The sequence below is a fragment of the Methylobacterium crusticola genome (assembly GCF_003574465.1).
Lineage (GTDB): Bacteria > Pseudomonadota > Alphaproteobacteria > Rhizobiales > Beijerinckiaceae > Methylobacterium > Methylobacterium crusticola.
Genome location: NZ_QOWC01000067.1, coordinates 25,759 through 37,457 on the forward strand (window position 1 = coordinate 25,759; position 11,699 = coordinate 37,457).

At 74.0% G+C, this 11,699-nt stretch carries 9 protein-coding genes; 6 read left to right on the forward strand and 3 right to left on the reverse strand.

From position 1 onward, the window contains the following. The first annotated feature begins 157 nt into the window (after positions 1-157). The 4 genes from DT057_RS19890 (at position 158) to DT057_RS19905 (ending at position 3,807) form a co-directional block, all read left to right on the forward strand. On the forward strand, positions 158-1,210 hold the full coding sequence (locus tag DT057_RS19890) for a PAS domain-containing protein (RefSeq protein WP_269152972.1): 1,053 nt from the start codon (positions 158-160) through the stop codon (positions 1,208-1,210). Continuing rightward, positions 1,207-1,641 (forward strand): response regulator, encoded by a 435-nt coding sequence (locus DT057_RS19895; protein WP_238312821.1) that lies wholly within the window; start codon positions 1,207-1,209, stop codon positions 1,639-1,641. The genes DT057_RS19890 and DT057_RS19895 overlap by 4 nt, the downstream gene beginning before the upstream one ends. Before the next feature lie 265 nt (positions 1,642-1,906). After that, positions 1,907-3,220, forward strand: a complete 1,314-nt coding sequence (locus DT057_RS19900; RefSeq protein WP_128563843.1) for a S8 family serine peptidase — start codon at positions 1,907-1,909, stop codon at positions 3,218-3,220. Positions 3,221-3,564: 344 nt separating this feature from the next. Next, positions 3,565-3,807, forward strand: coding sequence for a hypothetical protein (locus DT057_RS19905; RefSeq protein ID WP_128563844.1), 243 nt, complete (start codon positions 3,565-3,567; stop codon positions 3,805-3,807). 66 nt (positions 3,808-3,873) lie between these two features. On the opposite strand, the gene mutS is transcribed toward DT057_RS19905, so the two are convergent. Beyond that, on the reverse strand, positions 3,874-6,687 hold the full coding sequence (gene mutS / locus DT057_RS19910; RefSeq protein ID WP_407068072.1) for a DNA mismatch repair protein MutS: 2,814 nt from the start codon (positions 6,685-6,687) through the stop codon (positions 3,874-3,876). A gap of 209 nt (positions 6,688-6,896) precedes the next feature. On the opposite strand from mutS, the gene DT057_RS19915 reads away from it, so the two are divergent. After that, positions 6,897-9,188: an NADP-dependent malic enzyme gene (locus DT057_RS19915; protein WP_128563846.1), complete on the forward strand. Its 2,292-nt coding sequence runs from the start codon at positions 6,897-6,899 to the stop codon at positions 9,186-9,188. On the opposite strand, the gene DT057_RS19920 is transcribed toward DT057_RS19915, so the two are convergent. After that, entirely contained in the window at positions 9,170-9,748 is a 579-nt protein-coding gene (locus DT057_RS19920; RefSeq protein ID WP_128563847.1) for a metallophosphoesterase, read from the reverse strand. The two genes, DT057_RS19915 and DT057_RS19920, sit on opposite strands and share 19 nt — an antisense overlap. A gap of 194 nt (positions 9,749-9,942) precedes the next feature. After that, entirely contained in the window at positions 9,943-10,233 is a 291-nt protein-coding gene (locus DT057_RS19925; protein ID WP_128563848.1) for a hypothetical protein, read from the reverse strand. 192 nt (positions 10,234-10,425) lie between these two features. On the opposite strand from DT057_RS19925, the gene hrpB reads away from it, so the two are divergent. Next, positions 10,426-11,699: ATP-dependent helicase HrpB (gene hrpB, locus DT057_RS19930; RefSeq protein ID WP_128563849.1), on the forward strand; the 1,274-nt coding region annotated here is incomplete at its 3' end.

An 11,699-nucleotide genomic window follows, 5' to 3' on the forward strand; every position in this document is an offset into this window, starting at 1 on the left:
GCGAGGGAGGATGGCGGGGGCGGACCGCCTGGGGGAGAACCGCCCGGGGCCGGCGGATCCGGGGGCGTCGGCTCCGCGGGACCGCGCCGAGGGCCGGGGCCCCGCGCGGAGCACGGGCGGGGGCGTCGATCCGGCGGGCGCCGCGGGCCCGGAGGCCGTGTTCGCGGCGGCGTTTCGCGCCAGCACGAGCCCGATGGTGCTCACCGACGCGCGCCAGCCCGACCACCCGATCGTGTTCGCCAACCCGGCCTTCTGCCGGCTCACCGGCTACTCCGCCGCGGAGGTGCTCGGCCGCAACTGCCGCTTCCTCCAGGGACCGGACACCGACCGGGGCGCCGTCGCGCGGGTGCGGGCCGCGGTCTCCCGGGGCGAGCCCGTGAGCGTGGACGTCCTGAACTACCGCCGGGACGGCACGCCCTTCTGGAACGCCATGGCGCTGAATCCGGTGCCCGATGCCGCGGGCGGGATCCGGTCCTTCTTCGCGGTCCTCACCGACGTCAGCGGCACCCGGCAGGCCGAGCGCGCCCTGGCGCGGGCCCGGGACGACCTGGAGCAGGATGTCGACGGCCGCGCCCGGGCGCTCCAGGCGGCCCTCGACCAGCAGACGGCCCTGCTCCACGAGGTCGATCACCGGGTCAAGAACAACCTCCAGGTCATCTCCTCGCTCGTCCTGCTGAAGGCGCGCCGCACCCGGGACGCGGCCTGCCGCGAGGCCCTCAACAGCATGGCCGAGCGCATCGGCGCCCTCGCGACGGTGCACCGCCTCCTCTACTCGGTGGGCGACGTCAACCGCTTCAACCTGCGCGACTTCGCGGCCGATTTCGGCGCCGACCTCGCGGCCGGCCTCGATCCCGACCGGATCCGCCTCACGATCGACGTCGACGCCATCGCGGTCTCGGCCTCCCGGGCCGCCCCCCTGGCGCTCCTGGTGCACGAGCTCGCCACCAACGCGGTGCGCCACGCCTTCCCGGGCGAGCGTCGGGGCCGGGTCGCCATCGTGGCCCGGCGCCGGGCCGACGCCATGACCCTGGAGGTCAGCGACGACGGCGTCGGGCTCGGCCCGCACGACGCCAACCCGGAGGGCTTCGGCCGCGCGCTCGTCGGCATGGTGGTGCGCCAGCTCCGCGGCTCGCTGGCCTGGGAGGACCTCGCGCCCGGCACCCGCGCCCGCCTCGTCCTGCCGCTCGACGCCGACGAGGCCGGGGCGTGACGGGGACGAGCCTGCGCGTGCTCATCGTCGAGGACGAGGCCTTCATCGCCCTCGAGCTCGAATGCCTGCTCGAGGAGGCCGGCCACGTCCCGGTCGGCATCGCCGGCCACTCGGCGCAGGCCATCGCCCTCGGGCGCGACCAGCGGCCGGACGTCGCCCTCGTCGACGTCCACCTCGTCGACGGGCCGACCGGCATCGCGGTGGCCCGGGCCCTGAGCGCCCAGCCCGAGACGACGGTCCTGTTCACGACCGCCAACGCCAAGCGCCTGCCCGAGGATTTCGCGGGCGCCGCCGGGGTGATCGCCAAGCCCTATTCCGAGCGGGTGGTGCGGGCCGCCCTCGCCTACATCGCCGGCCGCCGCCAGGGCGGCGACCCGGGCGCGCCGCCCGACGGGGTGACGCTGGCGCCGGACCTGCAGAACAGGTCGTAGCAATTCCCGGCAATGATCGAGCAACAGTTATTCGCGTACCGCTGACATGGCGCGATTACCCTGACTCTGTTGTGCACAGCGTCTGACAACGGATCAGCCGCTCGAAGCATTGTGTTCGGATTGCTATTTCATCCGCACAGTCACTTTGCATATCAAGAATAACCCTAAAGCATAATAGCCGCCTGCATACTTGACAGGCATGCAACCTGATGTACTTTAAAAAGTATTCACGATCCTGAGAAGGGCGGGAACGATGATTTCAGAAATGACTTTTCCGGAGCCGCCGCGCCCGAAGCCGACGGGCCGGTTCCTCGTGACCTTCAACCGCGGCATGGACTTCGCGACCGCGAGGAGCGCGATCGAGAACCGGACCGGCATCCGGGCCGTCGATGCCCGCGACCTCGGTGCCGGTGCGGTCCCGGCCCCCGATCCGGCGGCGCCCGAGAGCAGCGTCGTCTTCGACCGCTTCGGGGTCGCGGTGATCGAGCCGCAGGGCGACGCGGGGACGCGGGTCGGCAACCTCGCGGCGGCCGAGGGCGTGAGGACCGTCCGTCCCGAATTCTACATGTTCGCCATCGGCGAACTCGAGCAGCGGTACGCGGCGTGGGTGCGGGAAGGGCTCGCGATCCTGGTGAGCGGCCTTCCGCACGGCGTCGGCACGATGTCCGCACCGATGCACGCGACCGCCGCGCAAGCGGCGCCCTTCGCGAACACGTCCGCGTTCACCTGGGGCCTCGCGGCGGTGGGAGCGGTGCGCTCGACCCTCACGGGCAAGGGCGTCCGCGTCGCCGTCCTCGACACGGGGCTCGACACCGGGCACCCGGACTTCGTCGGCCGGGCCATCGTGTCGGAGAGCTTCGTGGCCGGCGTGACGGTGATGGACGTGCAAGGACACGGCACGCACACGGCGGGAACGATCGCGGGACCGGTCCGGTCGAGCCTCGGATTGCGGTACGGCGTTGCACCCGACTGCGAGTTGTACGTGGGCAAGGTCCTGGACGACGGCGGATCGGGAACCGAACTCGACATCATCAAGGGCATCAACTGGGCCATCGACCAGAAATGCGCCGTCATCTCGATGTCGCTCGGGCGGCCGACGCAGCCCGGCGAGCAGCCCGATCCGCTCTACGAGGAGGTGGGGGCGGCGGCGTTGCGGGAGGATTGCCTGATCGTGGCCGCCGCGGGGAACGAGAGCGCCCGCGACTTCGGCTTCATCGCGCCGGTCGGCGCGCCGGCGAACTCGCCGTCCATCATGGCTGTCGCGGCGGTCGATCCGACGCTCAAGGTCGCCTCCTTCTCCTGCGGAGGCGTGAACGGCACCGGGGGCGGTGTCGATCTCAGCGGTCCGGGCGTCTCGGTGCTCTCGTCCTTCCCGCGCCCCCGCCTGTCGCGGCAACTGCAGGGGACCAGCATGGCCTGCCCGCACGTCGCCGGCGTCGCGGCGCTCTTCGCCAGCACGGATCCCGGCTTGCGGGGCCAGCGGCTCTGGGACGCGCTCGTCGCCGCAGCGCGCGAGATCGGCCCGCAGCGGGATTACGGGCGCGGCCTCGTGCAGGCACCCCCGATCCTCGAGGCGTGATGCGGATCGTCACCCGCCCACTCGCAACCGTCGGACGGGATGAGCGAGGCACTCAGCGGCGTGGCGCAGCGCCGGCGGCGACCGCGCAGGCCCGCCGAGCACCCGGCGCCCGGCCGAGGCCGCGCGGCGTGACCGGGAATCGGTCATCGCCGACGGCCGACGAGGCGGTCCGGCTCCGGATCGTCCGTGGGCGGCAGCGAGGGTGGATACCGGAATCGCCCGAGGCCAGCCGGGCTGCCGGGGGGATCGCGCGGACGAGCCGATTGCGGCCCCGAACGCGCTTGCACCGGGCGGCGATCGGCCCGATATTCATCTCAAGGCAATTGTCAAGAGTGAGGTAGGCCATGGCCGACATCGGAATGGTGATCATGGTCGATAAGGACAGGCGAGCCGACATCGATCAGGTCGCGAAGTCGCTCCAAGCAAAAGGGCTGCAGATCCAGGAGACGATCCCGCGCTTTCGCACCATCCTGGGCACGAGCGACAGCTCGCTCGCCCAATCCTTCAAGTCCGTCGAGGGGGTGGAGACGGTTCGACCGCAGGCGACCTTCCAGCTCCCGGAGATGGACGAGAAGATCCCGCAATAGGGCGGCATTCCCTCGGCCCTCCGGTTCCCGATGCGGCGCGTCCGAGGGGCGCCCGGACCTCCGGCCTCACCCTGACCCTTGCGCCCGCGCCGCCTTCAGCCGGTAGAGCGCGTCGAGCGCGTCCCGGGGGCTCAGGGCGTCGGGATCGAGCCCGTCGAGCAGCGCCGCGACGGGGTCGGGGCGCGGGGCCGGCGCAGGCGGCGGCTCCGGCGGCGCGGCGGCGAAGAGGGGCAGCTCGGCCGCGGGCGCGCGGCGGCCGCGGCCGCCATCACCGCGCTCGAGCTCGGCGAGCAGGCCCTTGGCGCGGGCGATCACGGAGGACGGCAGGCCCGCGAGGCGCGCGACCTGGAGGCCGTAGGAGCGGTCGGCGGCGCCCGGCACCACCTCGTGCAGGAACACCACGTCGCCCTTCCACTCCGTGACCTTCAGGGTCGCGTTCGAGAGCCGGTCGAGGCGGCGGGCGAGGCCCGTCAGCTCGTGGAAGTGGGTCGCGAACAGCGCCCGGCAGCCGTTCACCCCGTGCAGGTGCTCGAGGCAGGCCCAGGCGATCGAGAGGCCGTCGAAGGTGGCGGTGCCCCGCCCGATCTCGTCGAGCACCACGAGCGAGCGGCGCGTGGCCTGGTTCAGGATCGCGGCGGTCTCCACCATCTCGACCATGAAGGTCGAGTGGCCCCGCGCCAGGTCGTCAGCGGCCCCGACGCGGGAGAACAAGCGGTCGACGAGGCCGAGATGGGCCGAGGCCGCCGGCACGAAGGCCCCCATCTGGGCGAGCACCGCGATGAGGGCGTTCTGGCGCAGGAAGGTCGACTTGCCCCCCATGTTGGGCCCGGTGACGAGCAGGATCTGCCCGGCCGGGTCCTGCCCCGCCGGGTCTTGGCCGGGGCGGGGCTGGGTCCCCGACAGGTCGCAGGCGTTGGCGATGAAGGCCTCGCCGGCCCGGGTGAGGGCCGCCTCCACCACGGGGTGGCGGCCGCCCTCGATCCGGAAGGCGAGGCCGTCGTCGATCACCGGCCGGGTCCAGTTCAGCTCCACGGCGAGCGCGGCGTGGGAGGCCGCGACGTCGAGGGCCGCGAGGGCGCTCGCCGCGGCCGCGATGCCCTCGGCCTGCGCCATCACGGCCCGCGCCAGCTCCGCGAACGCCGCGAGCTCGAGGGCGAGCCCGCGCTCGGCCGCGCCGGCGATGCGGGTCTCGAGCTCGCCCAGCTCCACGCTGGTGAAGCGCATCGCGTCCACCATCGTCTGGCGGTGGACGAAGGTGGCCCGCCAGGGGTCCTTCAGCAGGGTCTCGCCGAAGGCCTGCGGCACCTCGATGTAGTAGCCCAGGACGTTGTTGTGCTTGATGCGCAGCGTCCGGCACCCGGTGTCCTGGGCGTAGCGGGCCTGGAGGCCGGCGACGAAGCGGCGCGAATCGCTCTGGAGCGCCCGCGCCTCGTCGAGCTCGGCCCGGTAGCCCTCCCGCAGGAAGCCGCCGTCCCGCTTCAGCAGCGGCAGCTCGTCGGCGAGCGCCGCGCCCAGGGTCTCGACGAGGTCGCCGCCGACGCCCGCGAGCAGCCGGGCGGCCTTGCCGATCTCGCCCGGCAGCGCCCCCGCCCCGGCGAGCGCCGTCGCGATGGCGCGGGCGGCGAGCAGGCCGTCGCGCAGGGCCGCGAGGTCCCGCGGGCCGGCGCGCTCGAGCCCGATCCGCGACAGGGCCCGCGCCATGTCGGGGGCGCGGGCGAGCTCCCCCCGCAGCTCGGCCCGCAGCGCGCCCTCGCCGACCAGGAACGCCACCGCGTCGTGCCGGCGGCGGATCAGCGCGAGGTCGGTCGAGGGCCCGGCGAGGCGCTCGGCGAGGAGGCGCGCGCCGGCGCCCCCGACGGTCCGGTCGATGGCGGCAAGCAGGCTGCCCGCCCGCTCGCCCGCGAGGGTGCGCGTCAGTTCCAGGTTCTGGCGCGTCGCCGCGTCGATCATCAGGCTCACGCCCGCGGCCTGGCGCACGGGCGGGCTCAGCGTCACCCTGGCGCCGAGCTGGGTGCGGGCGATGTAGTGCAGCACCGCCCCCGCCGCCGCGACCTCGACACGGGTGAAGGCCCCGAAGCCGTCCAGGGTGGCGACGCCGAACTGCTCCTTCAACGCCCGCTCGGCCGAGGCCGGATCGAGGTCGCCCCGCCCCATCGGCGTCACGGCGGCCGCGGTGTCGCGCCACAGCCGCGCGAGCCCGGGATCCTGGTGGATCGCCTCCGCCATCACGATCTCCCGCGGCTCGAGGCGGGCGATCTCGGCGGAGAGCCCGGCGGCCTCGACCTCGCCGAGGGAGAAGCGCCCGGTCGAGATGTCGACGGCGGCGAGGCCGTAGGCCCAGGCGGACTCGGAGGCGCGGCGCCGGGCGAGCGCCAGGAGGAGGTTCGCCCGGCCCGGGTCGAGGAGCCGCTCCTCCGTGATGGTGCCCGGGGTGACGAGGCGCACCACGGCGCGCCGGACCACGGACTTCCCGCCCCGCCGGCGCGCCTCCGCGGGGTCCTCGGTCTGCTCGCAGACCGCCACGCGGTGCCCGAGCCCGATGAGGCGCTGGAGGTAGTCGTCGGCCCGGTCCACCGGCACGCCGCACATCGGGATGTCGGCGCCGGCGTGCTTGCCGCGCTTCGTGAGGACGATCCCGAGCGCCCGCGAGGCGACCTCTGCATCCTCGAAGAACAGCTCGTAGAAATCCCCCATGCGGTAGAACAGCAGGGAGCCCGGATTGGCGGCCTTGATCTCGACGTACTGCGCCATCATCGGCGAGACGCGGGCCTCGTCCTCGGACGCCGGGCGTCGGCCGCGCCCGGAGGCCGGCGCCTCCGCCACGGGCTCGGCCGTCTCGCAGCCCTCGTCGCGCAGGCGCCGGCCGGTATCGCTGTCCATCGTCATGGGGGCCGAGACTACCAGAGAGGCGCGGCGGCGTTCCAGGGCGCCGGCCGAATCCGCCGGTGAATGATGGGGATCGCGGTGCCTGCCCGAAATGGCGGCAGCCTGGTCGATTGCGTCGCAGGGCGGCTTGAGCCGGCGGGCCCCTGGCCCTAAGGGACTTGTCCCCCGGTCAGCCCCCGTCCCCCGTCGAAGAAGAGCCCGGCATGAGCGAGTCCCGCCCCGTCACCCGCCGCAAGCGCCCGACCTTCACGGACCAGGAGGCCCTGCAGTTCCACGCGCAGGGGCGGCCCGGCAAGCTGGAGGTGGTGGCCACGAAGCCGATGGCGACCCAGCGCGACCTGTCGCTGGCCTACTCGCCCGGCGTCGCCGTGCCGGTGCTCGCCATCGCGGACGACCCGGCCCTCGCCTACGACTACACCGCCAAGGGCAACCTCGTGGCGGTGATCTCGAACGGCACCGCCATCCTCGGCCTCGGCAACCGCGGCGCGCTCGCCTCCAAGCCCGTGATGGAGGGCAAGGCGGTGCTGTTCAAGCGCTTCGCCGACATCGATTCCTTCGACCTCGAGGTCGGCACCGAGGACGCGGACGCGTTCATCAACAGCGTGCGCTACCTGGGGCCGACCTTCGGGGGCATCAACCTCGAGGACATCAAGGCGCCGGAGTGCTTCATCATCGAGGAGCGCCTCCGGGAGCTGATGGACATCCCGGTCTTCCACGACGACCAGCACGGCACCGCGATCATCGCGGCGGCGGGCGTGATCAACGCCCTGCACCTCACGGGCCGGGACATCCGGGACGCCAAGCTCGTGGTCAACGGCGCCGGCGCCGCCGGCATCGCCTGCATCGAGCTCCTCAAGGCCCTGGGCTTCCGGCCCGACAACGTGATCCTGTGCGACACCAAGGGCGTGGTCTTCGCCGGCCGCACCGAGGGCATGAACCAGTGGAAATCCGCCCACGCGGTCGCCACGGACCGGCGCACCCTGGGCGAGGCGATGGCGGGGGCCGACATCGTCTTCGGCCTCTCGGTCAAGGGCGCCTTCACGCCCGAGATGATCGCCGCGATGGCCCCCCACCCGATCATCTTCGCGATGGCGAACCCCGACCCGGAGATCACCGTCGAGGAGGTCGGGCAGGTCCGCGACGACGCCATCGTGGCGACCGGGCGCTCGGACTACCCCAACCAGGTCAACAACGTGCTGGGCTTCCCCTACATCTTCCGGGGCGCGCTCGACGTGCGGGCCACCACGATCAACATGGAGATGAAGATCGCGGCCGCCCAGGCGCTGGCGGCGCTCGCCCGCGAGGACGTGCCCGACGAGGTCGCGGCCGCCTACCAGGGCACGCGGCCCCGCTTCGGGCGCGAGTACATCATCCCGGTGCCGTTCGACCCGCGCCTGATCCACACCATCCCGCCCGCGGTGGCGCGGGCCGCCATGGAGACCGGCGTCGCCCGCAAGCCGATCGAGCACATGGACCGCTACCGGGCCCAGCTCTCGGCGCGGCGCGATCCCGTCGCCGGCACCCTCAACCGCATCTTCGAGCGCGTGCGCCGCTTCCCCAAGCGCGTGGTGTTCGCGGAGGGCGAGGAGGAGCTCGTCATCCGCGCCGCGGTGTCCTTCGTCAACCAGGGCCTCGGCACCGCCATCCTGGTCGGGCGCGAGGACCGGGTGCTGGCGAACGCCGAGGCGGCCGGCATCGATCTCGCGGGCCGCGACCTCATCGAGATCCACAACGCCGCGAAGTCCGACCGCAACAGCGTCTACGCCCAGTTCCTGTACGCCCGCATGCAGCGCAAGGGCTTCCTGTTCCGGGACTGCCAGCGCCTGATCAACCAGGACCGCAACCACTTCGCGGCCTCCATGGTGGCCCTCGGCGACGCCGACGCCATGGTGACGGGCACCACCCGCAACTACTCCATCGCCCTCGAGGACGTGCGCCGCGTCATCGACCACAAGCCCGGCCACCGGGTCATCGGCGTCTCCCTGTGCATCGCGCGGGGCCGCACCGTGCTGGTCGCCGACACGGCGATCCACGAGATGCCCACCGCCCAGGAGCTCGCCGGCATCGCCATCGAGGCGGCCGGCGTGGCCCGGCGCCTCGGCTACGAGCCCCGGGTGGCGCTGCTCTCGTTCTCGACCTTCGGCCACCCGCGGGCCGAGCGCGCCGAGCGCGTGCAGGAGGCGGTGAAGATCCTCGACGGGATGCGGGTCGAGTTCGAGTACGACGGCGAGATGGCGGCGGACGTCGCCCTCGACCGGGACCTGCTCGCCCAGTACCCGTTCAGCCGCCTCAAGCAGCCGGCGAACGTCCTGGTGATGCCGGCGTTCCACTCCGCCTCGATCTCCACCAAGATGCTGCAGGAGCTCGGCGGCGCGCAGGTGCTGGGCCCCCTCATCGTCGGCCTCGACAAGGCGGTGCAGATCGTCCCCCTGGGCGCGACGGACGCCGACCTCGTCAACATGGCGGCGCTCGCGGCCTACAACATCGGGGGCTGAACCGGGGCCTGGGGGGCGTCGCGCGCGAGCTCCTCGGGCACCAGGGTGGCGGCCCGCTGGCGGGCGATCAGCGCCGCGAGGCCGACCGGGCGATCGTCCCAGGCGTCGACGCCGACGTCGCAGGAGCGGCAGGTGTCGGGCAGCGTGCCGTGGGTGTGCCCGTAGAGGTGGCGCGTCCCCCGCCAGAGGCCGGGCCAGGCCCGGTGGGCGTAGTGGGCGAGGAACAGGCGGTGCTCGGCCTCCCCGTCGCGCACGGTGAGGCGGGCGCTCTCGACGGGGTCCGCCGCCCACGGGAGGGCGACGACCCGGTTGGTGTCGTGGTTGCCCCGCACCAGGCGCTTGATGCCGTGCAGGCGCCCGAAGACCTCGGCGCAGTAGGCCCGGTCGGCGTGAGCCGCGAAGTCGCCGAGGTGCCAGACCTCGTCCCCGGGGCCGACGACGGCGTTCCAGCGCGCGATCAGGGCCTCGTCGTGCTCCGCCAGGCAGGCGAAGCGGCGCCCGCGCTGGCGCAGGATGTGGGCGTCGCCGAAATGCGTGTCGGCGGTGAAGTAGACGGTCATGCTGGCCCGCGGTCCCGGCGTGCGCTCCCGCTGCCAGATGGGCCCGCGGGGCGCGCCGGACGCTGGAGCGGATCGCCGCGGCCCGCAGGAAGTCGAGAGCCCCGCGGGGCGTCCGGGAGCCTCGCGGGGCGTCCGGGACCCCCCCGGGGCGGCAGGCGCCTTGCGGCGCGCGCGGCGCCCCGCGGGCCGCCGTCTCAGTAGGCCGGGCCGCCCGAGGTGTTGCCCTTCTGCTGCTGGTAGCCGGGGCGCGACGGGTTGCGGGAGTTCGGGTCGCTCCGCATCATCCGGCGGTGCACGCCGCGGTGGCGCATCATGCGCTGGTGCCGCATCATCCGGTGGCGGCCCTGCATGGCGGCCCGCTCGACGGTCGAGCCGTCCGTCGCCACGGCCGAGGGGCCGGTCACGGCCGCGGAGGCGGGCGCTGCGGCAAACCCGAGGCAGCCCAGCATCACGGTCGCCGCGAGGGTCAGGGTCAGCGTCTTCATCTCGATCGTACTCCCAGGCGGCGGCCGGGCCGGCCGACCTCTCGCCGACAATCTTTCGGGGGGCGAAGCGTTCCGTTGCGGAAGAGCGGATTCTTCCTGGATGATCAGCGGCCTCCCGGACGTGCTGCCCGGCCGGCGAGGCGGGCTTGCGCGGGCTTGCGCGGGCGGGCGCGGTCGGCCATCTCACCGGCGATGCCCTCCCGTCCTCCCCTCCCGGCCGACGCCGCCCCGTCCCTGCCGATCGAGGCGGTCCTGGGCGAGCTCGCGGCCGCGCTCGCGCGCGGTCCGAACGCCGTGCTGGTGGCCCCGCCCGGGGCCGGCAAGACCACCCGGGTCCCCCTGGCGCTCCTCGCCGCCCCGTGGCGGGGGGACGGGCGGATCATCCTCCTCGAGCCCCGTCGCCTCGCCGCCCGGGCGGCGGCCGAGCGGATGGCCGCGACCCTGGGCGAGGCCGTCGGCGACACGGTCGGCCTCAGGGTCCGGCTCGGCTCGAAGGTCTCGGGGCGCACCCGCATCGAGGTCGTGACGGAGGGCGTCTTCGCCCGCATGATCCTGGACGACCCGGAATTGTCCGGGATCGCCGCGGTGCTGTTCGACGAGTTCCACGAGCGCTCCCTCGACGCCGACCTCGGGCTCGCCCTCGCCCTCGACGCGCAGGGGGGGCTGCGGGAGGACCTGCGGCTCCTCGCGATGTCGGCGACCCTGGACGGGGCGCGGGTGGCGTCCCTGATGGGGAACGCCCCGGTGATCGCCTCCGAGGGCCGCGCGCACCCCGTCGAGACGCGCTACGTCGAGCGCGATCCCCACGGCCGGATCGAGGACGCGGTCGCGGACGCGGTGATGCGGGCGCTGAGGGCCGAGCCCGGCTCGGTCCTGGCCTTCCTGCCGGGCCAGGGCGAGATCCGCCGCACCGAGGAGCGCCTGCGCGCGCGCCTCGAGGCCGTGCCGGACGTCGACGTCGCGCCGCTCTACGGCGCCCTCGACCGGGCCGCGCAGGACCGGGCGGTGCGGCCGAGCCCGGCTGGCCGGCGCAAGGTCGTGCTGGCCTCGGCCATCGCCGAGACCTCGCTCACCATCGAGGGCGTCCGGGTCGTGGTCGATTCCGGTCTCGCGCGGGTGCCGGTCTACGAGCCCGACCTCGGGCTGACGCGCCTCGTCACGCAGCGCGCCTCCCGGGCCTCCGTCGACCAGCGCCGCGGCCGGGCCGGGCGCACGCAGGCCGGCATCTGCTACCGGCTCTGGGCCGAGGCCGCGACCGGGGCGCTCGAGCCCTTCACGCGGCCCGAGATCCTCTCGGCCGACCTCGCCGGGCTGGTGCTCGACTGCGCCGCCTGGGGCGTGACCGACCCGACCGCCCTGCCGTTCCTCGACCCGCCCCCGGCGCCCGCCCTCGCGGAGGCGAAGGCGCTGCTCGGCGGCCTCGCGGCCCTCGACCCCGGCGGGCGCCTGACCGCGGCCGGCCGGGC

What these genes read in the sequence shown, in the direction of transcription:
- DT057_RS19905 (WP_128563844.1), top strand. Translation starts at nt 3,565, where the DNA reads ATGGCCGACATCGGAATGGTGATCATGGTCGATAAGGACAGGCGAGCC.
- DT057_RS19900 (WP_128563843.1), top strand. Translation starts at nt 1,907, where the DNA reads ATGACTTTTCCGGAGCCGCCGCGCCCGAAGCCGACGGGCCGGTTCCTC.
- DT057_RS19920 (WP_128563847.1), bottom strand. Translation starts at nt 9,748, where the DNA reads ATGACCGTCTACTTCACCGCCGACACGCATTTCGGCGACGCCCACATC.
- mutS (WP_407068072.1), bottom strand. Translation starts at nt 6,687, where the DNA reads ATGGACAGCGATACCGGCCGGCGCCTGCGCGACGAGGGCTGCGAGACG.
- DT057_RS19925 (WP_128563848.1), bottom strand. Translation starts at nt 10,233, where the DNA reads ATGAAGACGCTGACCCTGACCCTCGCGGCGACCGTGATGCTGGGCTGC.
- DT057_RS19915 (WP_128563846.1), top strand. Translation starts at nt 6,897, where the DNA reads ATGAGCGAGTCCCGCCCCGTCACCCGCCGCAAGCGCCCGACCTTCACG.